Raw genomic sequence first — 26,815 nt, forward strand, 5'->3', positions numbered from 1 at the left:
CGGCGGCACCGCTGTGCGAGAGGCTGTTTACGCGGCCGGCTCTTCGACGACGAGCGGGTAGACGCCGTTCTCGTCGTGCACCTCGCGGCCGGTGACCGGCGGGTTGAATACGCACACGCACTTGATCTCGGTGCGGGGGCGCACCTTGTGCTTGTCGTGGTCGTTCAGCAGGTAGAGGCTGCCGGGCTTCAGCTGGTGCACCTCACCGGTGGCGAGGTCTTCGATCTCGCCCTCGCCCTGCGTGATGAACACGGCCTCGATGTGGTTCGCGTACCAGAAGTAGCTCTCGGTGCCGGCGTAGAGCGTCGTCTCATGCACCGAGAACCCGACGCCCTCCTTCGCGAGGATGATGCGCTTGGAGCGCCAGTTCTCGCTCTTGATGTCGGCGTCGGTGTCTTCGATCTCGTCGAGGGTCCGAACGATCATGTCTGTCTCCTATCGGGTGTTCGCCTGACGCGGGCTGCGGTTTCGGAGCCGAGATCCCGCAGTCCGCATCAGGTGGGGCCGCCCCCGCGGGGTGCGGCCCCAGGGTGAAGCGGGATGGCGCCGGTCAGCGGGCCAGGACGGCGGCGACCGAGTCGGCGATGATGCCGAGGCCGCGGGTGAGCTCTTCGTCGGTGACCGTCAGCGGCGGCAGCAGCTTGACGACCTCGTCGACGGGTCCCGACGTCTCGACGAGCAGGCCGCGCTCGAAGCACTCGCGCGCCACCTCACCGGCTTTGTCCGCCTCGCCGAACTGCAGGCCGCGCGCGAGGCCGCGGCCCTTGGGCACGAGGCCCGCCTCGGGGTGCTTCGCCGCGAGGGCGTTGAAGGCGCTCTCGATCACGAGGCCCTTCTCGATCGTCGAGCGCTGAAGCGACTCGTCGCTCCAGAACTCCCGGATGGCGGCGGAGCCCGTGACGAACGCCGGCGCGAAGCCGCGGAAGGTGCCGTTGTGCTCGCCCGGCTCGAACACGTCGAACTCGGGGCGCACGAGCGTCAGCGCGAGCGGCAGGCCGTAGCCGGAGATCGACTTCGACAGCGTGATGATGTCGGGCACGATGCCCGCCTCCTCGAAGCTGAAGAACGAACCGGTGCGGCCGCAGCCCATCTGGATGTCGTCGACGATGAGCAGGATGCCGTGGCGCTTGCAGAGATCGGCGAGCGCGCGCAGCCATTCGGCGCGGGCACTGTTGATGCCGCCCTCGCCCTGCAGCGTCTCGACGATCACCGCCGCCGGCTTGTTCAGGCCGGACCCCTCGTCCTCGAGCATGCGCTCGAGGTACAGGAAGTCGGGAACGTCCTGGTTGAAGTAGTCGTCGTACGGCATCGGCGTCGCGTGCACCAGCGGGATGCCGGCGCCGCCGCGCTTCATCGAGTTGCCCGTGACGCTGAGCGCGCCGAGCGTCATGCCGTGGAAGGCGTTCGTGAAGTTGACGATCGCCTCGCGACCGGTGATCTTGCGGGCCAGCTTCAGGCCGGCCTCGACGGCGTTCGCACCACCGGGCCCGGGGAACATGATCTTGTGGTCGAGCCCGCGCGGTTCGAGGATGTTCTCCTTGAACGTCGTCAGGAACTCGGTGCGCGCCGTCGTGAACATGTCGAGCGAGTGCACGACGTGGTCGCCGGCGAGGTAGTCGAGCAGCACCTTCTTGAGCACGGGGTTGTTGTGCCCGTAGTTCAGGGTGCCGGCACCGGCGAAGAAGTCGAGGTATTCGCTGCCGTCAGCGGCGTACATCGTCGCGCCGACGGCGCGGTCGAACTCCACGGGCCAAGAGCGGGAGTAGCTCCGAACGTCAGACTCGAGCTGGGTGGTATCGATGGTCAGACTCATGGGATTTTCTCCTGATTGCGGCTGGGAACAGCCTTCTTCTGCGAAGAGCGAGGGGTCGCGCGGCGCAGCTAGCGCGCGCGGAACCCGGTGATTTCGAGGAGCGGCTCACCGGGGTGGTCATCCGGGAAGTCCGCGGCAGTCACGCCGCGGGTCCACGCCAGGTCGCCGCCGCGCTCGCGGGCGACCCTGGCGAACAGCGCGCGCGAGGCGGCGTTGGTCTCCTCGACCGTCGCCTCGAGCACGTCGACGTCGGTGAGGGTGTCGAGCAGGTCGTGCAGCATCCGGCCGGCGACGCCGCGACCGCGCGCGCGGTCGGAGACGCCGACCTGCCAGATGAACAGGTGGCTCGACCGCTCCGGCGGCCGGTAGCCGAGCACGTAGCCGACCGGCTCACCGTCGAGGACGGCCAGCCGGCAGGTCTGCGCGAAGTCGGACGCGTACATCAGGTAGGCGTACGAGGAATTCAGGTCGAGCCCGCATTCGCGGGCCAGGGTCCACATGGCGGCACCGTCCGCGAGGGAGGTGCGTCGAATATTCACAGTGTGGTCGGACAGGTGGGCGGGTACTGCTTCGTTGCTCGCCATATGCCACAACACGTTAGCGCGCCCGGGCTATCCCCTGCCCGGGCAGCACCCCCGCGATCCGTATGCTCATGCGCGACACGCCGAGGGCGCGCAAGGCGCTTCTTCCGGGCTTTCGGGCGCATAATCACCCCCTCTCCGCCGCCGGCGTCCGGGCCCGCCGTCGGCCCGCCCGCTGCGCGCTCCTCGGCGGCTCTCCGGCGCCGCCGGTTCGCAGGGGACGGGCAGTTCTCCCCCGCCGTTTCCGTCCGCGAGCCCTCGCGCGCGGCCCGCGGAAGTGGCAAGGTTGACCGTGGTGGGGGCCCGGCCTGCGGTCGGCGGACCTCGCCCATGACTCCGAATCGAAAGCAGGTCTCGCCGTGACGAACGACCCCACGGACCCCCAGAACGTGCCCGGGGGCGCTCCCCAGCCGCCGCAGCCGGATGGCCAGCAGGCACCCCCGCCCCCGGCACCGCCGCAGGCCCCGCCCGCTCAGCCCGGCCAGCCGCCCCAGTACGGCGCGCCGCAGCAGCCGGGCGGCTACCAGCAGCCCCCGCAGTACGGTCAGCAGCCGCCCTATGCGGGCCAGCAGCCGCCGCAGTACGGGCAGCCAGCCTACGGCCAGCCCTACCCCGGCACGCAGCCGGGCAACATCACGGCGAACGTGTGGCTGAGCGTGTTCTTCTCGTGGATCCCGGCCCTGATCTTCTACCTGGTCGAGAAGGACACCGTCACGCCCGTCGCGCGCAAAGCGGCGGCCGACAACCTGAACTTCCAGCTGATCCGCACGATCGCGATCATGGCGGCCGCGATCCTGCTCCTGATCCCGTACCTCGGCGTCCTGCTGTACTTCGTGGTGACGATCGGCTCGTTCGTGATCGCGATCATCAACGCCGCGAAGACGCCCGGCCAGGTGCAGCGCGGTGAGTACGCGACGTTCCTCCTCGCCCCGTCGTGGGTGAAGTAACCGCACGCGCCTGAACGGCGATGGCCCCCGATCCGCTGGATCGGGGGCCATCGCCGTTCGCAGCGCGGTGCGTCAGATCTTGATCTCGACGTCGCCGGACTCGCGCAGGCCGTCGATGACCTTCTGGATCTGAGCGTTGCGGTCCTGCGAGACCGTCTGCTCCTTCAGCTGGGCCTTGACATCGTCGAACGCCGGCACCTCGGCCTCGCCACCAGCGGCCTTCGACTGCTCGACGAGCTGCTCGTACTGCTGCTTCAGCTCGGCATCGGTCGGCTCGGCGACGTCCGTCTTCTCCTCGACGTACTCGTCGATGACGAACTGCCCCGCAGCGTCCTCCCTGACCTCCTTCTCCGACACACCATGCTCGTCGAAGGCGGCGATGACCTCATCGACCGACCCGAGGCCCGCCTGGGCGGCGAGCTCCTCCAGCACCTTGTCAGTGCCCTCGTCCGTCGCCTCGATCCCGGCGTCCGCGGCCGCCTGGGTGAGCAGGACATTGTTCACGAGGAGCTCGGCGGCCTGCTGCTTGACCAGATCCTGATCGACCTCCTGGCCCGACTGCTGCTGCATCGCCTCGGCCTGGCTCATCTGCGACTCGTACGCCTCGGTGTACTCGTCGAGGCCGATCTCCTCGCCGTTCACGACCGCGACGACGTCGGGCAGGCCTTCGAGGCCCGCCTCCGGCGCGGCCGTCTCTGTGGATTCCTTCGCCGCCGAATCCTCCGTGCGGTGCTCGGCGCTGCACCCCGCGAGCGCGAGCATCGCGACGACGGAGCCGGCCAGGAGGGCACGGGAGAGCTTGGCGGAACTGCCGGTTCGAATGTTCATTCCGCGCGACGGTACACCCCCGACTTGTGCGCCTCATCCGGATGCCCGCGCGCCGGCCGTGCGCCGATGCCGCGGCGATGCGTGAGAATGACGGTATGAGTGCCAGCCTCCCTGAGTTCGCCGATCACGCATGCCTCGTCGTGGACGGGCCCGACCAGAAGGGCATCGTCGAGACGATCTCCGCCCTGATCGGCCGCAACCGCGGCAACATCATCTCGCTCGACCAGTACTCGACCGACCCGGAGGGCGGGCACTTCTTCCAGCGCGTCGTGTTCCACCGGCCCGACTTCGTCGCGGCGCAGCCCGAAATCGCGGCCGACATCGAGGCGACGCTCGCGCCGATGGGCATGCGCTGGGACCTGCGCGACATGTTCATCCGGAAGCGCATGGCGGTGCTCGCCTCCAAGAGCGACCACTGCCTGCTCGACCTGCTGTGGCGGCACCGCCGCGGCGAGCTGCCCGTGTCGATCCCGATGGTGATCTCGAACCACACCGACGTCGCCGCCGACGTGCGCACGTTCGGCATCCCGTTCCACCACGTGCCCTCCCAGGCCGGGCCGGACAAGTCGCAGTCGGAGGCCGAGATCCTGAAGCTGCTCACGGGCAACGTCGACTTCGTCGTCCTCGCCCGCTACATGCAGGTGATCTCGAACGACTTCCTCGAGAAGCTCGGCGTGCCCGTCATCAACATCCACCACTCGTTCCTGCCCGCCTTCATCGGCGCCGGCCCGTACCGCAAGGCCAAGGAGCGCGGCGTCAAGCTCATCGGCGCGACCGCCCACTACGTCACGGAGGAGCTCGACGAGGGGCCGATCATCGAGCAGGACGTCGCGCGGGTCGACCACTCGATGACGGCCGGCGACATGCAGGCGCGCGGCGCCGACGTCGAACGCGCCGTGCTGTCGCGCGCGGTGCAGTGGCACGCCGAGGACCGCGTCATCCGGCAGGGCAACCACACGATCGTGTTCTCCTGACGGCGTGAGGCCGCGGGGCTCCGGACGACGCGGGGCGGGCAGCTCCGGATGTCGGACGACCGAGAGCGCGCGTGCTCCCGGACGCTGCCGCCGCGCTGCCGGCCCGGGGCTCAGGCGCGGGCGTCGCGCACCGCTCTCCAGATCGCGTCGGCAACGGTGCGCTTGGGGCCCTCCGCCTCGGCGACGGGCTCGCCCGTGCGATCGATGACCGTCACGCGGTTGTCGGGCACGTCGAAGCCCCGCTCCCAGCCGACGCGGTTGACGACGAGCAGGTCGACGCCCTTCCGCTCGCGCTTGCGGCGGGCGCGGGCGAGCAGGTCGTCACCGGAAGCGGTCTCGGCCGCGAAGGCGACGATCATCTGCCCCTCGGCTCGGTCGGCCGCGAGCCCGGCGACGATGTCGGGGTTCTCGACGAGAACGAGCGTGAGGCGGTCGCCCGCCTCCTCCTTCGTGACCTTGCCCTCGGCGACCTCCGCGGGGCGGTAGTCGGCGACGGCGGCGGCCATCACGACGACGTCGGCCCCGGATGCCGCGGCCCGCGTCGCGTCGCGCAGCTCGAGGGCGGTGCCGGCGCGCGCGACGGAGACGCCCCTGGGCATCTCGGCGAGCACCGACGCATCGATGTTGCACGCGATGAGCGTCACATCGGCGCCGCGGTCGGCCGCGGCCGCGGCGAGCGCCGCTCCCTGCCTGCCGCTCGACCGGTTGCCGAGGTAGCGCACGGGGTCGATCGGCTCGCGCGTGCCGCCGGCCGTGACCACGACGCGGAGGCCGGCGAGGTCGCCCGTCGGCTCCCCCGCGGCCGCTGCGTACGCGGCGTCGGCGATCGCATCCGGTTCGCTCATCCGGCCGGGGCCGCTGTCGCCTCCCGTCAGGGGCCCGTCATCCGGCCCGACGACCGCCACGCCGCGCTCGCGCAGCGTCGCGACGTTCGCGGCGGTGGCCGGGTGCCGCCACATCTCGGTGTGCATCGCGGGCGCGACGACGACGGGCGCCGTAGTCGCGAGCAGCGTCGTGCCGAGCAGGTCGCCGGCGAGGCCCGCGGCCATCTTCGCGAGGGTGTTGGCTGTCGCCGGAGCGACGATGACGAGGTCGGCGCGCTGGCCGAGCGACACGTGCCGCACGGTCGCGACGTCGTCGTGCACCGACGTCGTCACAGGACTGCGGCTGATCGCTTCCCAGGTCGTCAGCCCGACGAAGCGCAGGGCGTCGTCGGTCGGGACGACGTGCACCTCGTGGCCGTCGGCGATGAGCCGCCTGACGAGATGTACTGTCTTGTAGGCGGCGATGCCGCCGGAAACCCCCACCACCACGAACACGGCTCAAGTCTCGCACGCGATCCGTGAGGAGCGGCGAACGAGATGTGCACGGCGATCATCCACGTACCGACAGGCGAAGGGCCCGTGCGGCTGCTGGCGGTTCGCGACGAGGACCCCGCCCGGCCGTGGCGCGGGCCCGGCGAGCACTGGCCGGGCGTCGTCGGCGTGCAGGACGTCCGAGCCGGCGGCGCGTGGCTGGCGGCCTCCCCGGATGCCGGCCGCGTCGCCGTCGTGCTGAACCGGAAGGGCGGCGAGAGGCTGCCGGATGACGCCGTCGTCTCACGCGGAACCCTGCCGCTCGCATCGGTCGCGGGCGAGGGCCTGCCGGCCGAGCCCCCGATGCGCGGTTTCAACCTGCTGGAAGCGGGCGCCGGGGGCGGCTCCGGATGGGCGCGCGTCGCGTCGTGGGACGGCGAACGGCTGTCGACGACCGCCCTCGGGCCCGGGACGCACATGATCGCGCACGACGGCGTCGACGACCCCGCGACTGCACGCATCGTCCGGTGGCTCGACGACTTCCGTGCGGCGCCTCCCGGCGACGGCGCCCGCTGGTACGCGCCGTGGCTCGAGGTGCTGGCCCGCAGCGCCGAGCTCGGCCCCGATGACGACGACGCGATCATCCGGGACAACCGCGCCCACGGCTACCCGACGCTGTCCCTGCTCGTGTGCGCCGCGACGGTCGGCCGGAGCGGCACGGACGTGCGCGGCGCGGCGCTTCCCGGGCCGGCGGCGTGGGGCGACGTCGAGCTCGCCTGAGCGCAGCCCGATCGTCGGGCGGCGCCGGGCGCGGAGCCCGCCCGGGTCAGTTGACCGCTTCCATCAGCTCGGTGCCGAGGGTGCGGAAGGCGTGGTGGGCGCGGTCGCGGTGCAGCGGCGATTCGTCGGCGAAGCAGACCGTGAGGGCGTAGGCGAGGCCGGCGCGGGGGCCCGCGATCACGCCGGCCTCGGCGCGCACGCCGCTGTCGTCGTACGCCGTGCGATTGAGGAACAGCAGGCCGTGCGTGTCGTCCTCGTGGCCGAAGGCGCGCAGGTTGGTCGCGCCCCCGACGAGGCCGAAGTCCTGGCCGGCCGTGAGCCATTCCGCGACCTGCGCGCTGACGGCGGGGCTGACGGCGCGCCCGCCGACGATATCGCTCATCAGGGTCGCGTACTCGCGGGTCGTGCCGAGCGAGACGTGCGGTGCATCATCCGGGCCCCTCACATCCCGCACCCGATCGAGCACGGCCGAACGGCGCATGCCGAGCTCGACCATGCGCCGGGTGATGCGGTCGATCCCCGTCACCTCCAGCAGCGCGTTGGTCGCGTAGGCATCACCCTGGGCGGCGGCGAGGATCGCGAGGTCGCCGAGCGGCAGTGCCGGAACGGCGAGGTGGCGCCAGATGCCGGAGACCGACACGGGCTCGAGGTCGGCTCGGCGCACGATCGTCGCCGGGTCGAGCGTGCCCGCGTCGAATCGGGCGGCGACGTCGACGAGGAGCGGTACGACGGCCAGGCCTCCGACGGGGAGCGTGACGAAATCGTCGCCCGTGAGAACCGTGGAGCCCCGATCGAGGTCGGCCACGTGGACCGACACCTGCGCCCCGGCGAGGGCGAGGCCCTCGAGCGCGCGCATCGTCTGCGGGAAGCCGGGGCGCCGGTGGGGCGCTCCCCGGGCGCGCAGGCCGCGCCGTTCCCGTCTCGATGAGACGAGCGCGTTCTGGGGTTCGGCGGGGACCACATCAACTCCGGGGCATTCGAAGACGGCCGTGCCGCGCTGGCCCCTCCCCGGGGAGTTCGTGACTTCCCCGCCACACGCTGATGGGCGCGAGACGCGCCATCACACAGACGTAAAGACTACGCCGAGGGACCTATGCGTTCTCCCCTGCCCGGGTACCTTCCGCGGGCACGCTGCCGCCTCTCGACGGGTGCGCGCTGCCGCGGAGGATCAGCAGCATCGAGGAGGAATTCCGCCGGATCGTCCTCGATGCTGCCGTTGCCCCTCGATTCCGCCGCGGCGCCCGCGTCCGCCCGGAATCGCCCCGGGGCGACGGGGTCTCACCAGATCGTGACGCGGTCGCCCTCCGGAATCCACAGCTCGTCGCCGTCTGCGACGCCGAACGCGTCGTAGAAGGCGTCGATGTTGCGCACGATCTGGTTGCACCGGAACTCCGCCGGCGAGTGCGGGTCGATCGCGAGGAGGCGCACGGCCTCGGCCTCGCGGGACTTCTCGCGCCAGGCCTGCGCCCACGACAGGAACACGCGCTGGAGGCCCGTGAAGCCGTCGATCGCGCCCGGCTCGCCGGCCTCGCCCGCCTCGACAGCGATCGCGTAGGCCTTCAGGGCGATGCCGAGGCCGCCGAGGTCGCCGATGTTCTCGCCGATCGTGAGCGCGCCGTTGACATGGTGCTTCTCGGCGTCGAGGCCCGCGGGTGTGAGGGCGTCGTACTGCGCGATGAGCGCGGCCGTGCGCTTCTCGAACGCCTCGCGGTCGGCGTCGCTCCACCAGTTCTTCAGCGCGCCGGTGCCGTCGTACTGCGAGCCCTGGTCATCGAAGCCGTGCCCGATCTCGTGGCCGATCACGGCGCCGATGCCGCCGTAGTTCGCGGCGGGGTCGCGCTCGGCATCGAAGAACGGGAACTGCAGGATGGCCGCGGGGAACGCGATCTCATTGAGCAGCGGGTGGTAGTACGCGTTGACCGTCTGCGGCGTCATCTCCCACTCGTTGCGGTCGACCGGCTTGCCGATCTTGGCGAGCTGGCGATCGTGCTCGAACACGCTCGCCGCCGTCGCGCTGCCCAGCAGGTCGCCGGCGTCGACGACCAGCGCGGAGTAGTCGCGCCAGACATCCGGATGCCCGATCTTCGGCGTGAAGGTGCCGAGCTTCTCGAGCGCGCGCTCGCGCGTGGCCGGCGTCATCCACTCGAGCTCGGCGATGCTGCGGCGGTACGCCTCGAGCAGGTTGTCGACGAGCTTGTCCATCTCGGCCTTGGCGTGCGGCGGGAAGTGCCGGTCGACATAGATCTTGCCGACCGCTTCGCCCATCGCACCCTCGACGAAGCTGACGCCGCGCTTCCAGCGCTCGCGGATCTGCGGCACACCCGACAGCGTCGTGCCGTAGAAGCCGAAGTTCTCGTTCACGAAGTCGTCGGTGAGCATCGGGGCGGCCGCGCGGACGGCCCGGTAGCGCAGCCACGCCTTCCAGTCGTCGAGCCGCTCCTGCGTGAGCAGCGTGCCGAGGCCCTGGACGAAGGAGGGCTGCTGGACGACGATCTCGGCGAAGGCCGACGGGTCGCCCGAGACGGCATCGCGCCACGGTTCGAGCGGCAGGCCCGCGAGCTCGGTCACCTCGGCCCACGTCTTGAGGTTGTACGTTGCGACGGCGTCACGGCTGCGCACGTTGTCCCAGTGGTGGCCGGCGATCTCGCCCTCGAGCGCCGAGATGCGGTCGGCCTGGCCCGCCGCGTCGGCGAGACCCGCGAGGTCGAGGAGGCGCTCGACGTGCGCGCGGAACTCCGTGCGCACGTCGGCGAACTGCTCCTCGCGGTAGTACTGCTCATCCGGAAGCGACAGGCCCGACTGCACGAGGAACGGCAGCACGCGCTCGGGGTTGCCCGGGTCGGGCTCGGCGGCGAGGCCGAAGACGCTCGCGATGCCCTGGCGATCGAACTCGCCGACGAGGCGGAGGAACGAAGGGACGTCGGCGACCGCATCGACCGCCGCGAGGCGCGGCTCGAGCGGCGCGGTGCCCAGCTCGGCGATGCGGCCCGTATCCATGAAGCTCGAGAACAGGTCGCCGACCTTGCGGGCCTCGGAACCGGGCTCTGCCGACTGCGCCTCCTCGATGATGGCGCGCACGTCGCGCTCGGCCTTCTCGGCCAGCGTGTGGAACGCGCCCCAGCGGGCCTTGTCGGAGGGGATCTCGGTGCGGTCGATCCAGTCGCCGTTCACGTGGCGGAAGAGGTCGTCCTGCGCGCGGACGCTGCTGCTGAGTTCATCGACGGCGATGCCTGAGGGAAGAGCCATGCCACCAGCGTAATGACAGCCGCGGACGCCGGGGCCCTCGGGCGACGTCGCCGACCCGGAGCAGACTGACGGCGAGACGCTCGGGAGCATCCGGAGCCCGGCGGCGCTCGTCGGCCCCGGCGCACAGCTCCGCCTCGGCACTTCCGGAGCCGTCTCCCCGCTCGCGCGTAGGAAGCGCCCGTAGCCTGATGCCCGGAAGAGGAGGCCGCATGATCGTCGTCGACATCCTGATCGTCGTGTTCGTCGTCTGTGCGCTGATCACGGGCCTGAAGGTCGGGCTGTTCGCGAGCATCGGCTGGTGGGCGGGGCTCGCCGCCGGCGCGATCGCGTCCCCGTGGGTCGTGCCCGTCGTCTCCGGCTTGGTGACGTCTCCCGGGTGGCACGGCGTCGCCGTCGTCGCGACGGTCGTGGTGCTGCTCGCCATCGGCGCCGCCATCGGCGCGGCGATCGGGTCGATCTTCCGCCGCGGCGCCGACGCCATCAAGCTGCGTTTCTTCGAGCGCCTGGCCGGCGGCCTCGTCGGCGCGGCGGCCGCCGCCCTCGTGCTCGCCGCCGTCGGAAGCACCGTCGCCTCGGCGGGCATTCCCGTGGTCTCATCGGCCGTCGCATCCTCGACGACGCTGCGCACGATCGAGCGCTACACGCCCGCCCCCTTCGCGGAGGCCGTCGCCCGCCTCCGCTCGGTCGTCGTCGACGACGCGCTGCCCGCGCTCGGCGGGGCGATCGCGGAGAGCACGACGGTTCCCGAGCCCCAGGCCGACACGGGAACACCCGCGCTCGACGAGGCCTCGGCCTCCGTGGCCCGCATCTCGGGCGTCGCGTACACGTGCGGCATGGGCGCGACCGGCACCGGGTTCGTCGCCGCCGACGACCTCATCGTGACCAACGCGCACGTCGTCGCGGGCGCCGACAGCGTGATGATCGAACTGCCGGGCGAGCCCGCCGTCGACGGCACGGTCGTGCACTTCGACCCGATCGACGACCTCGCGGTGATCTCGGCCGACGTCGCCGCAGCCCCGCTCGACATCGTCGGCGAGCTCGCGCCCGACGACCCCGCCGCCGTGCAGGGCTACCCGTACGGTGGGCAGTTCACGGCGGTTCCCGCGACGGTGATGACGGTCGGCGAGATGCTCGTCGACGACGTGTACGAGCAGGGCGAGAACCCCCGCGACGTGTACACGCTCGCGACCGAGGTGCTGCCGGGCAATTCGGGCGGCCCCCTGCTGACGACCGACGGCGACGTGACTGGCGTCGTCTTCGCCCGCGACGAGGGCGACGATCGCGTCGGCTACGCGATGACGACGGACGAGCTCCTCCCCGCGCTCGACCAGGCGGGCACGGCGCCCGTCTCGACCGGCGCCTGCCGCAGCGAGTAGCCGCGCACGAAGGGCCGGCGCCGCCGCTCAGGTGCGCCTCCCTGCGTGTGTGAGCGGCGCGGACCCGCAGGAAGGCGAACCCGAACGGGCTCCCTCGATCCGGTGGGCCCCGGCCGCGCGCGTCCGCCCGGGCCGACGTGCGCCGATGTCCGACATCCGGAATACTCTCGACGAGTGACCGATTCGCCCCGCACGCTGAACCGCGCCATCCTGGCGCTCGCCGTGCCGGCGCTCGGCTCGCTGATCGCCGAGCCGATCTTCCTGATCGTCGATTCGGCCATGGTCGGCCACCTCGGCGTGGTGCCGCTGGCCGGCCTGGGCATCGGTGGGGCCGTACTGCAGACGATCGTCGGCCTCATGGTGTTCCTCGCCTACTCGACGACCCCGGCGGTCGCGCGCCGCGTCGGCTCGGGCGACGCGCGGGGGGCCGTCTCGGCCGGCGTCAGCGGCATGTGGCTGGCACTCGCGCTGGGCGCGATCCTGGCGGTCGCCGGCTACCTCGCGACTCCTCTCCTCGTGGCGGCGTTCGGCGCGCCGGATGCCGTGGCCGCCGAGGCCGAGATCTACCTCGGCATCTCGATGTGGGGCCTGCCGGCGATGCTCATCGTGTTCGCCGCGACGGGCCTGTTGCGCGGTATGCAGGACACTGTCACGCCGCTGTGGGTCGCCGTTGCCGGCTTCGCGGCGAACGCGGGCCTGAACTGGGTGTTCATGTACGGGCTCGGCTGGGGCATCGCGGGCTCCGCCGTCGGCACCGTGGTCGCGCAGTGGGGCATGGTCGCGGTTTACGCCGCGATGACGGCGCGGCTCGCCCGCTCGCACGGCGCCGAGCTGATGCCGCAGCGCGCGCACGTGCGCAGCACGGCGCGCTCGGGCGGGTGGCTGTTCCTGCGCACCGTCAGCCTGCGCGTGAGCCTGCTGCTGACGGTCGGAGTCGCGACGGCGCTCGGCACCGAGGAGCTCGCCGGGTGGCAGATCGTGTTCACGATCGCCTCGACCTCGGCGTTCGCGCTCGACGCGCTCGCGATCGCGGCTCAGGCGCTCATCGGCAAGGCACTCGGCGAGGGGGACGAGCGCGCCGTGCGCCGCGTACTGGCGCGCACGCTCGCGTGGGGAGCGTGGTTCGGGCTGATCTGCGGCGCCGTGATCGCCGCGTGCTCCGGCGTCATCGGCCTGGTGTTCACGGGCGACCCGGAGATCGCGGATCTCATCGTCCCCGCGCTCGTCCTGATGGGCATTACGCAGCCTCTCGCGGGCGCCGTCTACGTGCTCGACGGCGTGCTCATGGGCGCGAACGACGCGAAGTACCTCGCGATCGTCGGAGCGGTCAACCTCATCCCCTTCGTCCCGTACCTCGCGCTGCTCGTCTGGCTGCAGCCATCCGGATCGTGGGGCCTGGCCGCGCTGGCGGTCGGCTTCTACGTCATCCTGATGGGCATGCGCTTCGTCACGATGGCCCGCCGCATCCGCGGCCGCGCCTGGCTGGAGCAGGCCGCGTAGCGCTCAGGCCCAGCGGGCACCGGCGCGCGAGAGCGTGCGCCCGCCGAGGCGGAGGAGCGCAGCTGTACTGCGTACTGCAAGACACGACAACGCAGACGGACGCGGGCTCAGGCCCACCGGGCACCGCTGCGCCTGAGCGTGCGCCCGCCGAGGCGGAGGAGCGCAGCTGTACTGCGTACTGCAAGACACGACAACGCAGACGGACGCGGGCTCAGACCCACCGGGCACCGCTGCGCCTGAGCGTGCGCCCGCCGAGGCGGAGGAGCGCAGCTGTACTGCGTACTGCAAGCGACGACAACGAAGGCGGGCGTGCGCTCAGGCCCAGCGGCGGCACCATTCGTACATGACGACGGCCCCTGCGGCGGAAGCATTGATCGACCGGGTCGAGCCGTACTGCGTGATCTCGATGTGGCTGGACGCGGCGGCGAGCGCCTCCTCGCTGAGGCCCGGCCCCTCCTGGCCGAACAGGAACACGCAGCGCTCCGGCAGTTCGGCACGGTCGACGGGCACGGCGTCGCCGACGTTGTCGACGGCGATGATCGGAACGCCCTCGGCGTCGCACCACGCCCGGAACGATGCGACATCCGGATGATGCACGACGTGCTGGTAGCGGTCGGTCACCATCGCGCCGCGGCGGTTCCAGCGGCGGCGGCCCACGATGTGCACGGTGTCGGCGAGGAACGCGTTGGCGCTGCGCACGATCGAGCCGATGTTCATGTCGTGCTGCCAGTTCTCGATCGCGACGTGGAAGCCGTGCCGTCGGGTGTCGAGGTCGGCGATGATCTTGTCCATGCGCCAGTACCGGTAGCGGTCGATCACGTTGCGGGTGTCACCGTCGCGCAGCAGCTCGGGGTCGTACTGCTCGCCGTCCGGCCATTCGCCTGCCCACGGCCCGACGCCGTGCGTCGGCGCCCCGGTCTCATCGGCATTGCTCACCCCACGAGCGTAGTCGGCGCCGCGCGCGCACCCGTATGACGCGGCTTACCGTTCTGAGCGCCCGGAATGGTCACTCACGTCATATGAACGCCGCTCCGGATGGACAGATTTCGGTATGCCTAAAAATCTGGCAGGATGTCCGCATGAGCGACCGACGCAATGCGGCAACCGGCGGGCAGGCGCGGCTCGTCGCGCTGCTGGGGCCGGCACTCGTGGCGGGAGTGGCCTACCTCGACCCCGGCAACGTCGCCGTGAATATGTCGGCCGGCGCGCAGTTCGGCTACCTGCTCGTCTGGGTCGTCGTGCTGGCGAACGCGATGGCGTGGCTGATCCAGTACCTCTCCGCCAAGCTCGGCGTCGTCACCGGCCTGAGCCTCGCGCAGACGCTGGGCAGGCGCATCCGGAACCCGTGGGCGCGGCGCGCGTACTGGTTGCAGGCCGAGCTGGTCGCGATGGCGACCGACATCGCCGAGATCATCGGCGGGGCCGTGGCGCTCTGGCTGCTGTTCGACCTGCCCCTGCTGGCCGGGGGGCTCGTCACGGGCGCCGTATCGATGGTGCTGCTCGCACTGAAATCGCGCGGCGGCGCGCGCCCGTTCGAGGGCGTGATCATCGGCCTGCTCGCGATCATCTCCGTCGGGTTCACGGTCGGGCTGTTCATCGGCCCGCCCGACCCGGCAGCGACCGCCGCGGGGCTCGTGCCGCGCTTCGAGGGAACGCAGTCGGTGCTGCTCGCCGCCTCGATCCTCGGCGCGACCGTCATGCCGCACGCGATCTACGCCCACAGCGCCCTCGCCCGCGACCGCTTCAGCGGCATGCTCGCGGGCTCGCGGGGCGGGCTCGCGCCCGCCCCGCCGCTCGGCAGCGACGCGGGGCACGGGCCGGGGCGCGACGACCTCCGCCTCGCGACCGCACCGGCGCCGACGGCGGGCGCGCCCGGCGCGCCGGGCCACCGGGCCGCCCCCCGCGCGGCGCACGCCCGGCCGACCGCACCGGCGCCGCCGCGGGTGGCGCGCGACGCCGCGCGCGGAACGGGCATCCGGCGCATTCTGCGGGCCACGCGCGTCGACGTCACGATCGCGCTCGTGATCGCCGGCACCGTCAACCTCGCGATCCTGCTGCTGGGCGCCGCGAACCTCCCCGGGGTGCCGGGCACCGACTCGCTCGAGGGCGCGTACGCCGCACTGCGCGACGGCCTCGGCCCCGCGATCGCGACGCTCTTCGCCGTGGCGCTGCTCGCGAGCGGGCTCGCGTCGACGTCGGTCGGCGCGTACGCGGGCGCGGAGATCATGCAGGGGCTGCTGCGCATCCAGATGCCCCTGCTCGCCCGCCGTCTGATCACCCTCGCCCCCGCGATCGCGATCCTGGCCGCCGGGTTCGACCCGACGCAGGCCCTCGTGCTCAGCCAGGTGGCACTGTCGTTCGGCATTCCGTTCGCACTCGTGCCGCTCATCGTGCTGACGGCGCAGCGGCGCACGCTCGGAACGCACGCGAACCGCTGGTGGACGACGGCCCTCGGCTGGGCCTCGAGCGCCTTCCTGATCGCACTGAACGTCGTGCTGCTCGTGCTGACGTTCTCCGGGGCGTAGGGCGCGGGTACGACCGAGCGCACATCTCGCGAGCGCATCCCGTCGAACGCGGCACGCGACCGGCGTCGCTCACCGGGCAACTGGCGTAAAGGTCGAATCGACTCTAAGCTGTTCCCACACTTCGTGTCACCCTGACCTTTTCGCCGACCCGGGAGGATCCCATGGCCGCCGTCCGCGTCGACATCGCCCCGCCGCAGGCCTCCGTCGCCCGCGAGATCGAGCTGATCGCGGCGGGAGGCGCATCCGGATCGGTCTGCTCGACCGACCTCGCCGACGCGCCCTGGTCGTTCGACGCTGTGCCCGGCTACGGGCCGGGCTCGTCGATGGGCGACGTCATCCCGACCGATGCTCCCCGCCAGGGTGAGCTGCCGCGCGAATACCGCGAGGCGGGCGAGGCCGAGCTGCACGAGCGCATCCGGGCCGCGAAGGCGGAGCTCGGCGACCGCGTCGTGATCCTCGGCCACTTCTACCAGCGCCACGAGATCGTCGAGCACGCCGACTACGTGGGCGATTCGTTCCAACTCGCGAAGGCCGCGACGCAGCACCCCGAGGCCGAGGCGATCGTGTTCTGCGGCGTGCACTTCATGGCAGAGACGGCGGACCTGCTCTCGCGCGACGACCAGCACGTCGTGCTGCCGAACCTCGCGGCGGGCTGTTCCATGGCCGACATGGCCGACATCGACGAGGTCGAGGACTGCTGGGAGCAGTTGGAGGGCGTGCTCGGCCCGCTGGACGAACCGGATGAGAACGGCCTCGTTCCCGTGGTGCCCGTGACGTACATGAACTCGTCGGCGGCGATCAAGGGCTTCGTCGGGCGGCACGGCGGCATCGTCTGCACCTCGTCGAATGCCCGCACCGTGCTCGAGTGGGCGTTCGCGCGCGGGCGCCGCGTGCTGTTCTTCCCCGACCAGCACCTGGGGCGCAACACCGCCCGCGCCATGGGCGTTCCGCTCGACGAGATGCCGATGTGGAACCCGAACCGCGTGCTCGGCGGCTCGACCGAGGCCGAGCTCGCGGGCTCCCGCGTCATCCTGTGGCACGGCTTCTGCTCGGTGCACCGCCGCTTCACGGTCGACCAGATCGAGAAGGCGCGCGTCGAGCATCCGGGTGTGCGCGTGATCGTGCACCCCGAGTGCCCGCTGCCGGTCGTCGAGGCGGCCGATGAGTCGGGTTCGACCGACCTCATCCGGCGCGCGATCGCGTCGACGAGCGAACCTTCGACGTTCGCGATCGGCACCGAGATCAACCTTGTGCGCCGCCTGCAGGCGCAGCACCCGCAGCACACGATCTTCTGCCTCGACCCCGTCGTGTGCCCGTGCTCGACGATGTACCGCATCCACCCCGGCTACCTCGCGTGGGTGCTCGAGCGCCTCGTCGCGGGCGAGACCGTGAACCGCATTCGCGTGACGGGCGACGTCGCCGAGCCCGCGCGGGTCGCTCTCGACCGGATGCTGGCGGCGGTCCCGAAGTGAGCGGGGCGGGCGGTGCCTGCCGCGTCGTCGTGGTCGGCAGCGGCATCGCGGGCCTGACCGCGGCTCTCGAAGCCCACGCCGCGGGTGCGTGCGTCACGGTGCTCACCAAGGCCGCGGCCGACGCGTCGAGCACGCGCTTCGCACAGGGCGGCATCGCAGCGGTCACGACGCCGGATGACTCCGTCGCCTCGCACATCGAAGACACCCTGATCGCGGGCGGCGGGCACGCGGACCCGGATGCCGTGCGTGCGCTGGTCACCGAGGGCATCGCCGCGATCGTCGCGCTCGAGGCGCGCGGTGTCGCGTTCGACCGCGACGCCGACGGTGAGCCACTGCTCGGGCGGGAGGGTGCGCACTCGCTCGCGCGCATCCTGCACGCGGGCGGCGACGCGACGGGTGCGGAGATCCAGCGGGCGCTGCTCGCCGAATGCGCCGCGCGCGGCATCGCGGTGCGGGAGGGGGCCTTCGTCACCGACATAGTCGTCGAGGCCGGGCAGGTCGCCGGAGTGCGCGTACTCGGCGGGCGCGACGCGCCGTACGCCGATCACCAGAACGCAAGCAGCCGTTGGCGATGCGAGGCAGCGGCTCAACTCAGCATTCGGCGCGAGAGCAGCCGTCGCCGAACGCCCGCAGCGCATTCGGACGGAATGGGCAGCGCGCGCATCGACCGGAGCGGTGGCGCGGAACGTGCCGGCGGCCATCGGCGCGCGCCCGAACCCGACACCGCGTGCGCGGACGAACTCGTTCGGGCCGACGCCGTCATCCTCGCCACGGGAGGGCTCGGCCAGGTGTACGGCACGACGACGAACCCGGATGTCGCGACGGGCGACGGCGTCGCGCTCGCACTGCGCGCCGGTGCCGAGGTGCGCGACATGGAGTTCGTGCAGTTCCACCCGACGGTCCTCGCCGCGGGCGAGCCGTTCCTGATCTCGGAGGCCGTGCGGGGCGAGGGCGCCGTGCTCCGCGACGAGCACGGGCGCCGCTTCGCTCTCGACGCGCATCCGGACGGCGAACTCGCGCCCCGCGACGTGGTCGCCCGCGCGATCTCCCGAGCGATGGCGGAACAGGGCGGCCGCCCCGTGCAGCTCGACGCGACGGCGCTCGGCGCCGACTTCCTCGCCCGCCGCTTCCCCACGATCGACCGGGCGGTGCGCGAGCGCGGCCTCGATTGGTCGCGCGAGCCGATTCCGGTCGCCCCCGCCGCGCACTACGCGATGGGCGGCGTCGCCACCGAACTCGACGGCCGCACGAGCGTTCCCGGCCTCTTCGCGGCGGGCGAGACAGCCCGCACGGGCGTGCACGGCGCGAACCGCCTCGCCTCGAACTCGCTGCTCGAAGGTGCGGTCTTCGGCGCCAGGGCGGGGCGCGCCGCACGCATTCCCGATGGCGCATACGTCTCCGCGCGGGAGGAAGCCCCAGCCGGCGGTGCCGCCTTCCCCACGGGCCACCCGCCGCAGAGCACGAGCACCCACGTGCGCGCCGCATCGCCGTTCGACGCACGGTTCGCGGGCGATCCCGTATCCGGTGCTGTCGAGCCCAATGCCGCATCCGAGCCGGTGCAGCGACCCGATACGACAGCGCAGCTCGGCATCACGTCGACGAGCACGACGCCCCTCACCGGCGCCGCACCCGCCGCCTCCCCACACCAGGCCCCGACCCCGCCCGCGGCCGCCTTCTCCCGCGCGGCGCTGCAGCGGCTGATGCGCCGCCGCGCGGGCCTCGAGCGCGACGGCGACGGCCTCACAGCCGCGGCCGAGACGATCGCCGCCTGGCGCGCGCACCTGCCCGCGCCGCACACGCCCTACGAGCATGAGGACCGCAACCTGCTCGACGTCGCCGCCGAGATCATCGCGGCCGCGGCGGCGCGCGTCTCTTCGCTCGGCGCCCACTGGCGCTCCGATGCGCCCACCGACCGCGGGCCGGAACACTCTCGACCCGCCCAACCGGCGCCCCGCGCCCGCGCACCCCGCCGCTCCGAGCGCCCGGATGCCGCTCGCGTCCCGGAGCTCGCCTCCACCCGTGCGCATCACATACCCCAACCCGCATATGACGCATCCGCTGACCCCGCCCTGGAGGCCGCATGCTGACGAACACCATGATCGAGCGGGTCATCTCAGCCGCTCTCGACGAGGACGCCCCGTGGGGTGACGTAACGAGCGAGGCGCTCATCCCCGCCGACGCGACGGCCGACGCGCGGCTCGTCGCGCGCGAGGCGGGCGTCCTCAGCGGGGGCGACGTATTCGCGGCGGCGTTCCGGATGACCGATCCGAGCATCCGCGTCGAGTTCGCCGCCACCGACGGCGACGAGTTCGGCACAGGTGCCGAACTCGCGCGCGTCACGGGCCCCGCCCGCGGCGTGCTGACGGCCGAGCGGGTCGCCCTCAACCTGACGCAGCGCATGTGCGGCGTCACGACGCTCACGTCGCGCTACGTCGCGGAGGTCGCGGGCACGGGCGCGCGCATCGCCGACACCCGCAAGACGACCCCCGGCCTGCGGGGGCTCGAGCGGAGCGCCGTGCGGGCAGGCGGCGGGCACAACCACCGCTTCTCGCTCTCGGACGCCGTGATGGCCAAGGACAACCACCTCGCGGTCATCCGGGCCAGAACCGGCCTGACGACGGCCGAGGCGCTGCGCAGGGCGATCGCGACGCTTCCCCACACGATGCACGTCGAGGTGGAGGTCGACCGCCTCGACCAGATCGACGAGGTGCTGGCCGCGGGTGTCGGCACGATCATGCTCGACAACTTCTCGCTCGACGACCTGCGCATCGGCGTCGAGCAGATCGCGGGCCGCGCGACGGTCGAGGCCTCCGGCGGCGTCTCGCTCGAGACGGTCGGCGCCATCGCCCGCACGGGCGTCGACGTCATCTCGGTCGGCGCGCTGACGCACTCGGCCCGTGCGATCGACCTCGGGCTCGATATCGAGACGGTGTGACCGGATGCTCTACCTCGACCATGCCGCGACGACGCCTGTCAGGCGCGAGGTGCTCGAGGCGATCACGCCCCACCTGACGACCGAGTTCGGCAACCCGTCGAGCGCCCATTCGGCCGGTGAGCGCGCCCGCGAGGCCCTCGACGGCGCGCGCCACAGGGTCGCCGCGGCACTGGGCGCGCGGCCCGGCGACGTGGTGTTCACGTCGGGCGGCACCGAGGCGAACAACCTCGCGGTGCAGGGCATCGGCTTCGCCGCCGCGCTCGGCCGCGGCGCCCGGCACATCGTGACGACGCCGATCGAGCACTCCTCGCTGCTGGAGCCCGCGCGCTTCCTCGCCCGCGTGCACGGGTTCGAGGTCACCGAGGTCCCCGTCGACCGGTACGGCAGGGTCGACCCGGCCGGCATCGCCCGCGTCCTCCGCCCCGACACCGCCCTCGTCGCGGTCGGCGCCGCGAACAACGAGATCGGCACGGTGCAGCCGGTCGCCGAGATCGCCGCGGCCTGTCGCGAGAGCGGCGTCCCCCTGCACGTCGACGCGGTGCAGGCCGCCGGGTGGCTGCCGCTCGGTGACCTCGGCGCGGATTCCATCGCGGTCTCCGGCCACAAGCTCGGCGGCTTGCAGGGCACCGGCGCCCTCGCCGTCCGCCGCCGCATCCCGCTCGAGCCGATCCTGCACGGCGGCGGCCAGGAACGAGGCGCCCGCTCGGGCACAGAGAACGTCGCGGGCGCGGTCGCACTCGGCGTCGCGCTCGAGCTCGCCGAGCGCGAGCGCGCGGAGGCCGCCGCGCGCGTCGCGCGCATCCGCGACGCTTTCGTCGACGAAGTGCTCAACCGCGCCCCGAACGCCTGGCTCACGGGGCATCCGGATGACCGCCTCCCGTCGATCGCCAGCTTCGTCCTGCCGGGCGTCAACGGCGAGTCGGTGCTGATCGAGCTCGCGCGCAGCGGGGTGCTCGCGTCGAGCGGCTCGGCCTGTCGCGCCGGCAGCACGGAGCCCTCGCACGTGCTGCTCGCGGCGGGCTTCGACGCCGACACGGCGCGCACCGCGATCCGGTTCTCCCTGCCGCGTGGGCTCGACAGCAGTCTCTCCCCCGTCGCGCGCGCCCTGGCGGATGCGGCGGACACCCTCGCGGCGTAGTCCCACGGTCCGGCCGCCGAACTCGACGGCGCACAACGCAGTCAATCCGCGACCTCGCCCACCCTCCGTCCGCGGAATCTTGCAGCACGCCGCACTGGGCGCCGGGGACCTGACTGCGTTGTGCGCGCGTCGACCGACACACGCGAGCCGTCACCCCGCCTCGGGGATCCAGACCCGCATGGTCGACGGGCCGCGCTGGGCCCAGGAGTGATACGGAACGAGCGGCACCTCGACGGGCGCACCAGATGCCGGCGCCTGGGCCGTTCCGAACGGCCACGCGGCATCCGGATGCTCCCGCAGCCGCAGCATCGCGACCACGCGGCCGTCGGCCTCCCGAGGAGGCTCATCGGCGACGAGCTCCGCGTCCGCGACGTCGGCGCCTCCGGGAAGGTCCACCGACTCGAGCGCGTACACCTCGGGACCGCGCTCGACCGCGATGGTTCCGCGTACGGCGTCGATGCGGGGGTCGGGGCGCGTCACCCGCGGGGCCATCGGCAGGCTCAGCACGACGCGGTCGCCCGACGCGAACTCCCGCCGCACGACGGCGTACCCCGGCGTCGCCGGGACCTCCTCGCGCGAGCCGTCCGCCGCCTCGACGACGCACCTCGCGCCCTCCGCCCAGGCGGGAACGCGCAGCGACAGCGCCCACTCGCCCCCCGGCGACTCCCCGATCGTCACGGAGACCTCGCCGGCGCGCGGGTATTCGGTATCGACCGCGAGCGCCACCGAACGCCCGCCGCCGAGGCTCGTGCGCACCGTCGACGGCGCGAACTGGTGCAGCTGCACGCCGTCGTCGTCGGCCGTTGCGACGTACGCCGCGAGGCTCGCGAGCGTTCTGGCGACGTTCGGCGGGCAGCAGGCGACCGAGAACCAGGGCGCCCGCAGCGACGACTCGGCGCGCGGCACCGCCGCATCCGGGTCCGCCGGTGCACCAGGTGTGCGCTGGTGCAGCGTGTTGGCGTAGTAGAACACCGTGCCTTCGTCGGAGGGCGATGTCGCCACGACGTTGTAGAGCGTCCGTTCGATCAGGTCGGCGTATTCGGCGCCACCGCGGGCGAGCAGCAGACGCCAGCTGAACTGCACCGACGCGATGCCGGCGCAGGTCTCGGAGTACGCCCTGTCGCTCGGCAGCTCGAAGTCGGCGCCGAACGCCTCGTCCTGATGGTGCGCGCCCTGACCGCCCGTGATGTACGTGCGGCGAGCGACCGTCGTGCGCCACTGGGTCACGAGCGCGTCGAGCAGCGGGGCATCTCCTGTCTCGACGGCGACGTCGGCTGCCCCGGATGCGAGGTAGTTCGCCCGCACCGCATGCCCGCGCATCACCGTCGACTCGCGCACGGGCACGTCGTCCTGGAAGTACGCCGGTCCGAACTCGATCGCAGGGAGCGTGCCCGTGCCCCGCCTCTCGACGAACAGGCGAGCCTGCTCGACGTAGCGCGGCTCGCCGAGCGCGCGGCCGAGCTCGACCAGGGCCGTCTCGATCTCGGCGTGCCCGCAGACCGACGCGATTCCGCCCTCGCCGAACACCTCGCAGACCAGGTCGGCCGCCCGCGCCGCGACGCCGACGAGGCCGTCGTCGGCGTCGGGGGCCGTGCGGTGCCGGGCGGCGGCCGCCTGGAACAGGTGGCCGAGGCAGTACAGCTCGTGACCCCACGCGAGGTCGCTCCACCGGGGCGCCTGGCCCGCCCGACCGAAGTTCGTGTTCAGGTACCCGTCGGGCTCCTGTGCCGCGGCCACCCGCGCCACGATCCGGCGCAGGCGCGCCTCGAGCTCGTCATCCGGTGCGCGCCCCAGCTCCCAGGCGACCGCCTCGAGGTACTTGTACACCTCGGAGTCGGCGAACTCCCTTCCCCTGCGCTGCTCGACGATGCCGCCCGAGGCCGCGAGGTCGAAGTTCCGGATCCACCCCTCCCGTTCGAGCCAGCGCTCGACGTGTGCGAGGGTCGCGCCCCGATTCGCGCGCTGACGCTCGTGCCAGAACCCGCCCGTGATGGCGACCTCGTCGATCCCGAGGGGCCGGAGACGACCGGCGGACGGGACGGTGGGAGCGGAGATGGGGTGCGTCGATGCGTCGGTCATGGTCATCCCTTGAATGCGCCGGACATGAAGCCCTGCACGTAGTGGCGTTGGAGGAGGAGGAACAGCAGCACGCAGGGCACCGCGAGCACCGTCACGCCCGCGAGCGTCGCGCCGTAGTCGATGACGCCCATCGTCTGCGCGCGCAGGTTCGCGACCGCGAGCGGCAGGGTCATCCGGTCGGTGTCGCTGATCAGGATGAGCGGGGCGATGAAGTCGTTCCACGCCGTGAGGAACGCGAACAGGCCGACCGTGATCAGGCCCGGCTTCGTGGCGTGGATGAGCACCCGCCACAGGGCGGTGAACTTCGTGCAGCCGTCGACGAGGGCTGCTTCGTCGAGCTCGCGCGGGATCGACTCGAACGAGATGCGCATCATGAATGTCGAGAACGGCAGTTGGAACATCGTCAGAACCAGCGCGACCCCGACCGTGGTGTTGCCGAGCCCGATCTCGTTCAGGATGACGTACAGCGGGATGAGGATCGTCGCGTACGGCACCATCAGCACGGCGAGCGTCGTCAGGAACAGCGCGTTCTTGCCGGGGAACCGGAATCGGGCGAACGCGTAGCCGCCGAGGAACGAGATCAGCAGCGTGAGCACGACGGTCAGGCCGGAGACGACGAACGAGTTCCACAGGTAGACCCAGATGCCCGCCTGGAACTCGGCAAGCGTGGCGTAGTTACCGACGCCCCAGCCGTCGGTCTGGCTCGTCCCGGCGCGTGGGGCGAACGACGAGACGACCGCCCAGATGATCGGGTACAGGAAGACCGCGGCGAGCGCCGCCGTGACGATCACGAACGGCAGGGCGCGCAGGGCGCGCGGCCAGCTGAACCGCTCGCGACCGCCGCTGCCGCCCGTCGTGATGACGCGGGTCGTGGTGAATCGGGTGGTCGTCGACATGGCTCAGCTCCCCTCTCGGCCGCGGAGCACCCGCAGCTGGAAGATGTTGATCGCGACCAGCGCGAGGAGCACGATCACGGACAGGGCGCCGGAGACGCCGAGGTCGTTCTGCCCTTGGAAGGCCATCGAGTACATCAACTGCACGACCGTCATCGTGCTGTTGTCGGGGCCGCCCTTGGTCAGGATGTAGAACTGCTCGAACGCGAGCAGCGAACCGGTCACGCACATCACGATCGTCAGCGCGAACGTCGAGCGAAGCAGAGGGACCGTGATGTGGATGAAGGTCTGCCAGCGGCTGGAACCGTCGATCCGGGCCGCCTCGTACACGTCGCCGGGGATGGCTTGCAGCCCGACGAGGAGGAGCAGCATGTAGAAGCCGGTGAAGCGCCACACGATGAGGAACACGGTCGCCCACAGCGCGCTTGCCGGGGTGCCGAGGATCGTGAAGTCGGCCGCCTGCATCCAGTCGGCGAACGGGCCGGCCAGCGGCGAATACAGCACGTAGAACAGCAGCGACGCCGATGCGAGCCCCAGGGCGCTCGGGATGAGGAACGCCGTGCGCAGGAACGAACGCCAGCGCGACGACTCCTGCACGAGGAGCGCCAGCCCCAGGCCGAGACCGATGAGCAGCACCGTCGCGACGACGGTGTAGAGGATCGTGAACCGGACGGCCTGCCAGAACAGGCGGTTGTTCACCGCCGTGACGTAGTTCTCGGGCACGTTCCAGCCGCGGAAACCGGCGAACAGCGGCCAGTCGGCGAACGACATCACGGCGACGAGGATGAGGGGGATGACGAACAGGACGCCGACGAAGAGCGCCGTGGGGGCGGCGTACAGCCAGCCCTGGAGCGCCTCTCTGCGCCGGATCCTGCGGATCCGCGGCGACGGGGCATCGGTGGTCATAGGTGTCCTTTGCGCGGGGAGGATGGGGGTGCCCCGGCGGCCGCGGGCCGCCGGGGCACCCTGGTCGGAACTACTGGGCGAGGATCTCGTCGATGAGGGCGTTGTCGTCCTCGAGCGTGCCGCCATCGCCGAGCACGGCGTTGCGGACGAGCGTCACCCACGGGCTCCCGACGGCGTTGAAAGCCTGCTGGAAATTGCGGGCGACGGGCGTCGAGCCCTGCGTCGCGACCTCATTGATCGCGACGAGGCGCGGGTCCTCCGACGCGTATTCGTTGTCGGTCAGGTCGGCGCGGGAGACGGCGTTCCCACCGGCCGCGAGCACGTCGACCTGTGCGTCCTCCGACATCAGCCACGACAGGAAGTTCCATGCCTGCGGGGCGAGCTCGGAGTCCTTCGAGATGCCGATGCTGTCGCCGCCGACGAAGGTCGACGCCCCGCCGTCGACGCCGGGGATCCCCGCGACGCCGGCGTCGAACTCGAGCGCCGGCAGGAGCGTGGCCGGGTACGGCATGATGCCGACCTTGCCCTCCTGGAACGCGGCGACCCAGGTCGCGCCCGTCTCGTCCTCCGAACCGGGGGCGAGGACGCCGTCCTCCGCGAGACCGCGCCAGGTGTCGTAGATCTCGGCGGGGACCTCGGCGTCGAGCAGCGACTCCGTGCCGTCCTCGCTGAGCACCTCTTCACCGGATGCCCAGACGGACGGGAACCAGGTGAAGACGAGGCATCCGCCGCAGTTCAGCCCCGTCGCCGTGCCGGAGACGCCGTCGAGCCCGAGCCCGTCGACGGCCCGTGCGATCTCGGCGAAGTCGGCGAGGGTCTCCGGGGCCTGCTCTGGGTCGAAACCGGCCTGCTCGACGAGGTCCTTGTTCCACATCATCACCGAGAGGTCGAGCACGAACGGCAGCGTGTACTCAGCGTCGTCGATCGTTCCGGCCCGCATGTGTCCCTCGTTGATCTGGTCGGCGTAGTCGAGGCCGTCTATCAGCGGTGCCATGTCGGCGAACAGTCCCTGGTCGGCCCAGTTCGGCACATAGACGACGTCGGCCGCGAACAGGTCGGGCAGCTCCCCCGAACCCGCCGCTGCCCCGACCTTCGCGACGTAGTCGTCGTTGGGGACGACCGTGAGCTCGACCTGGTTCTCGTGGGTCTCGTTGTACGCATCGACGAGCAGGTGGGCCTGTGCCTCGATGGGCGCGCGGGTCCACAGCGTCAGCGTCGAGCCGTCGTCGACCCCCTCGACGGGGATCTCCTCGGCGTCGACGGCGCCGCCGGCCCCGCCGCCCGAGCAGGCGGCGAGGCCGAGCGCGACGGCGCCGACGGCTGTGATGGCGGCGGCTCTGCGGAGCGCCGATCGGGCAGGTGTGGTCTTCATGTGCTGGCTCCTCATCGAGTCGACAGCCCAGCGCCTGGTTGCTGTGCTGCTCACAAAGGCGGGGACGTTTTCGAAATGCCTTTCGATCAGGCTAGAGCTGATACATCAGGGCGTCAAGTCTTCGAATCAATCGGCGCCAGATACCGTTTTCGAAT

Annotated in this window: 22 protein-coding genes; 10 read left to right on the forward strand and 12 right to left on the reverse strand. The window is 71.8% G+C overall.

Annotated features, from left to right (window positions below; all coding sequences use genetic code 11):
* Positions 1–27: 27 nt before the first annotated feature.
* The 3 genes from C0010_RS08380 to ectA all read right to left on the reverse strand — a co-directional run bounded on the left by C0010_RS08380 (position 28) and on the right by ectA (position 2,313).
* Positions 28–426 carry an ectoine synthase gene (locus C0010_RS08380; protein ID WP_105566632.1) on the reverse strand — a complete coding sequence of 133 codons (399 nt, stop codon included), beginning with the start codon at positions 424–426 and terminating at the stop codon, positions 28–30.
* 124 nt (positions 427–550) lie between these two features.
* The gene (gene ectB / locus C0010_RS08385; RefSeq protein ID WP_105566633.1) at positions 551–1,813 is read right to left on the reverse strand and encodes a diaminobutyrate--2-oxoglutarate transaminase; all 1,263 of its coding nucleotides are present in this window, start codon (positions 1,811–1,813) and stop codon (positions 551–553) included.
* A 68-nt stretch (positions 1,814–1,881) separates the two neighbouring features.
* Positions 1,882–2,313: a diaminobutyrate acetyltransferase gene (gene ectA / locus C0010_RS08390; RefSeq protein WP_158685394.1), complete on the reverse strand. Its 432-nt coding sequence runs from the start codon at positions 2,311–2,313 to the stop codon at positions 1,882–1,884.
* Positions 2,314–2,753: 440 nt separating this feature from the next.
* Between ectA and C0010_RS08395 the strand changes: the two genes are divergently transcribed.
* Entirely contained in the window at positions 2,754–3,341 is a 588-nt protein-coding gene (locus tag C0010_RS08395) for a DUF4870 domain-containing protein (RefSeq protein ID WP_158685396.1), read from the forward strand.
* 72 nt (positions 3,342–3,413) lie between these two features.
* Here the strand turns inward: C0010_RS08395 and C0010_RS08400 are convergent, their stop codons facing one another.
* Positions 3,414–4,169, reverse strand: coding sequence for a SurA N-terminal domain-containing protein (locus C0010_RS08400; RefSeq protein WP_232531861.1), 756 nt, complete (start codon positions 4,167–4,169; stop codon positions 3,414–3,416).
* 95 nt (positions 4,170–4,264) lie between these two features.
* Here C0010_RS08400 and purU point away from each other — a divergent pair, with 95 nt between their 5' ends.
* Positions 4,265–5,143 (forward strand): formyltetrahydrofolate deformylase, encoded by an 879-nt coding sequence (gene purU / locus C0010_RS08405; protein WP_105566811.1) that lies wholly within the window; start codon positions 4,265–4,267, stop codon positions 5,141–5,143.
* Between the two features lie 110 nt (positions 5,144–5,253).
* Here purU and coaBC read toward each other — a convergent pair whose 3' ends face one another.
* Positions 5,254–6,462 (reverse strand): bifunctional phosphopantothenoylcysteine decarboxylase/phosphopantothenate--cysteine ligase CoaBC, encoded by a 1,209-nt coding sequence (gene coaBC / locus C0010_RS08410; protein WP_105566636.1) that lies wholly within the window; start codon positions 6,460–6,462, stop codon positions 5,254–5,256.
* A gap of 42 nt (positions 6,463–6,504) precedes the next feature.
* Between coaBC and C0010_RS08415 the strand changes: the two genes are divergently transcribed.
* Positions 6,505–7,218 (forward strand): NRDE family protein, encoded by a 714-nt coding sequence (locus C0010_RS08415; RefSeq protein ID WP_105566637.1) that lies wholly within the window; start codon positions 6,505–6,507, stop codon positions 7,216–7,218.
* Between the two features lie 46 nt (positions 7,219–7,264).
* Here C0010_RS08415 and C0010_RS08420 read toward each other — a convergent pair whose 3' ends face one another.
* Both C0010_RS08420 and C0010_RS08425 read right to left on the reverse strand, forming a co-directional pair.
* Positions 7,265–8,074, reverse strand: a complete 810-nt coding sequence (locus tag C0010_RS08420) for a serine hydrolase (protein ID WP_105566638.1) — start codon at positions 8,072–8,074, stop codon at positions 7,265–7,267.
* 422 nt (positions 8,075–8,496) lie between these two features.
* Positions 8,497–10,464, reverse strand: a complete 1,968-nt coding sequence (locus C0010_RS08425) for a M13 family metallopeptidase (RefSeq protein WP_105566639.1) — start codon at positions 10,462–10,464, stop codon at positions 8,497–8,499.
* A gap of 209 nt (positions 10,465–10,673) precedes the next feature.
* Between C0010_RS08425 and C0010_RS08430 the strand changes: the two genes are divergently transcribed.
* A complete protein-coding gene (locus tag C0010_RS08430; RefSeq protein WP_105566640.1) occupies positions 10,674–11,840 on the forward strand; it encodes a MarP family serine protease in 1,167 nt (388 codons plus the stop codon).
* Positions 11,841–12,014: 174 nt separating this feature from the next.
* Positions 12,015–13,340, forward strand: coding sequence for an MATE family efflux transporter (locus tag C0010_RS08435; protein WP_105566641.1), 1,326 nt, complete (start codon positions 12,015–12,017; stop codon positions 13,338–13,340).
* A gap of 315 nt (positions 13,341–13,655) precedes the next feature.
* Here C0010_RS08435 and C0010_RS08440 read toward each other — a convergent pair whose 3' ends face one another.
* Entirely contained in the window at positions 13,656–14,276 is a 621-nt protein-coding gene (locus tag C0010_RS08440; RefSeq protein ID WP_105566642.1) for a TrmH family RNA methyltransferase, read from the reverse strand.
* 143 nt (positions 14,277–14,419) lie between these two features.
* Between C0010_RS08440 and C0010_RS08445 the strand changes: the two genes are divergently transcribed.
* The 5 genes from C0010_RS08445 (at position 14,420) to C0010_RS08475 (ending at position 21,410) form a co-directional block, all read left to right on the forward strand.
* Positions 14,420–15,865, forward strand: a complete 1,446-nt coding sequence (locus C0010_RS08445) for an Nramp family divalent metal transporter (protein ID WP_105566643.1) — start codon at positions 14,420–14,422, stop codon at positions 15,863–15,865.
* Between the two features lie 161 nt (positions 15,866–16,026).
* Positions 16,027–17,337, forward strand: a complete 1,311-nt coding sequence (gene nadA, locus C0010_RS08450) for a quinolinate synthase NadA (RefSeq protein WP_105566644.1) — start codon at positions 16,027–16,029, stop codon at positions 17,335–17,337.
* Positions 17,334–19,424: an L-aspartate oxidase gene (locus C0010_RS15255; RefSeq protein WP_232531863.1), complete on the forward strand. Its 2,091-nt coding sequence runs from the start codon at positions 17,334–17,336 to the stop codon at positions 19,422–19,424. The genes nadA and C0010_RS15255 overlap by 4 nt, the downstream gene beginning before the upstream one ends.
* Positions 19,418–20,272 carry a carboxylating nicotinate-nucleotide diphosphorylase gene (gene nadC / locus C0010_RS08470; protein ID WP_105566645.1) on the forward strand — a complete coding sequence of 285 codons (855 nt, stop codon included), beginning with the start codon at positions 19,418–19,420 and terminating at the stop codon, positions 20,270–20,272. Before C0010_RS15255 ends, nadC begins: the two co-directional genes overlap by 7 nt.
* A 4-nt stretch (positions 20,273–20,276) precedes the next feature.
* The gene (locus tag C0010_RS08475) at positions 20,277–21,410 is read left to right on the forward strand and encodes a cysteine desulfurase family protein (RefSeq protein WP_105566646.1); all 1,134 of its coding nucleotides are present in this window, start codon (positions 20,277–20,279) and stop codon (positions 21,408–21,410) included.
* A 150-nt stretch (positions 21,411–21,560) separates the two neighbouring features.
* On the opposite strand, the gene C0010_RS08480 is transcribed toward C0010_RS08475, so the two are convergent.
* From C0010_RS08480 to C0010_RS08495, 4 genes are all read right to left on the reverse strand, one after another.
* Positions 21,561–23,489: a glycoside hydrolase family 127 protein gene (locus C0010_RS08480; protein WP_198410825.1), complete on the reverse strand. Its 1,929-nt coding sequence runs from the start codon at positions 23,487–23,489 to the stop codon at positions 21,561–21,563.
* A gap of 2 nt (positions 23,490–23,491) precedes the next feature.
* A complete protein-coding gene (locus C0010_RS08485) occupies positions 23,492–24,385 on the reverse strand; it encodes a carbohydrate ABC transporter permease (protein ID WP_105566648.1) in 894 nt (297 codons plus the stop codon).
* A 3-nt stretch (positions 24,386–24,388) separates the two neighbouring features.
* A complete protein-coding gene (locus tag C0010_RS08490) occupies positions 24,389–25,288 on the reverse strand; it encodes a carbohydrate ABC transporter permease (protein WP_105566649.1) in 900 nt (299 codons plus the stop codon).
* A 70-nt stretch (positions 25,289–25,358) separates the two neighbouring features.
* The gene (locus tag C0010_RS08495) at positions 25,359–26,660 is read right to left on the reverse strand and encodes an ABC transporter substrate-binding protein (protein ID WP_105566650.1); all 1,302 of its coding nucleotides are present in this window, start codon (positions 26,658–26,660) and stop codon (positions 25,359–25,361) included.
* Positions 26,661–26,815: the final 155 nt, after the last annotated feature.

The sequence above is a fragment of the Microbacterium halophytorum genome, assembly GCF_002970975.1.
GTDB lineage: Bacteria > Actinomycetota > Actinomycetes > Actinomycetales > Microbacteriaceae > Microbacterium > Microbacterium halophytorum.

What these genes read in the sequence shown, in the direction of transcription:
- C0010_RS08380 (WP_105566632.1), bottom strand. Translation starts at nt 426, where the DNA reads ATGATCGTTCGGACCCTCGACGAGATCGAAGACACCGACGCCGACATC.
- ectB (WP_105566633.1), bottom strand. Translation starts at nt 1,813, where the DNA reads ATGAGTCTGACCATCGATACCACCCAGCTCGAGTCTGACGTTCGGAGC.
- ectA (WP_158685394.1), bottom strand. Translation starts at nt 2,313, where the DNA reads ATGTGGACCCTGGCCCGCGAATGCGGGCTCGACCTGAATTCCTCGTAC.
- C0010_RS08400 (WP_232531861.1), bottom strand. Translation starts at nt 4,169, where the DNA reads ATGAACATTCGAACCGGCAGTTCCGCCAAGCTCTCCCGTGCCCTCCTG.
- purU (WP_105566811.1), top strand. Translation starts at nt 4,265, where the DNA reads ATGAGTGCCAGCCTCCCTGAGTTCGCCGATCACGCATGCCTCGTCGTG.
- C0010_RS08415 (WP_105566637.1), top strand. Translation starts at nt 6,505, where the DNA reads ATGTGCACGGCGATCATCCACGTACCGACAGGCGAAGGGCCCGTGCGG.
- C0010_RS08420 (WP_105566638.1), bottom strand. Translation starts at nt 8,074, where the DNA reads ATGCGCGCGCTCGAGGGCCTCGCCCTCGCCGGGGCGCAGGTGTCGGTC.
- C0010_RS08425 (WP_105566639.1), bottom strand. Translation starts at nt 10,464, where the DNA reads ATGGCTCTTCCCTCAGGCATCGCCGTCGATGAACTCAGCAGCAGCGTC.
- C0010_RS08430 (WP_105566640.1), top strand. Translation starts at nt 10,674, where the DNA reads ATGATCGTCGTCGACATCCTGATCGTCGTGTTCGTCGTCTGTGCGCTG.
- C0010_RS08445 (WP_105566643.1), top strand. Translation starts at nt 14,420, where the DNA reads ATGAGCGACCGACGCAATGCGGCAACCGGCGGGCAGGCGCGGCTCGTC.
- nadA (WP_105566644.1), top strand. Translation starts at nt 16,027, where the DNA reads ATGGCCGCCGTCCGCGTCGACATCGCCCCGCCGCAGGCCTCCGTCGCC.
- nadC (WP_105566645.1), top strand. Translation starts at nt 19,418, where the DNA reads ATGCTGACGAACACCATGATCGAGCGGGTCATCTCAGCCGCTCTCGAC.
- C0010_RS08475 (WP_105566646.1), top strand. Translation starts at nt 20,277, where the DNA reads ATGCTCTACCTCGACCATGCCGCGACGACGCCTGTCAGGCGCGAGGTG.
- C0010_RS08480 (WP_198410825.1), bottom strand. Translation starts at nt 23,489, where the DNA reads ATGACCGACGCATCGACGCACCCCATCTCCGCTCCCACCGTCCCGTCC.
- C0010_RS08485 (WP_105566648.1), bottom strand. Translation starts at nt 24,385, where the DNA reads ATGTCGACGACCACCCGATTCACCACGACCCGCGTCATCACGACGGGC.
- C0010_RS08490 (WP_105566649.1), bottom strand. Translation starts at nt 25,288, where the DNA reads ATGACCACCGATGCCCCGTCGCCGCGGATCCGCAGGATCCGGCGCAGA.
- C0010_RS08495 (WP_105566650.1), bottom strand. Translation starts at nt 26,660, where the DNA reads ATGAAGACCACACCTGCCCGATCGGCGCTCCGCAGAGCCGCCGCCATC.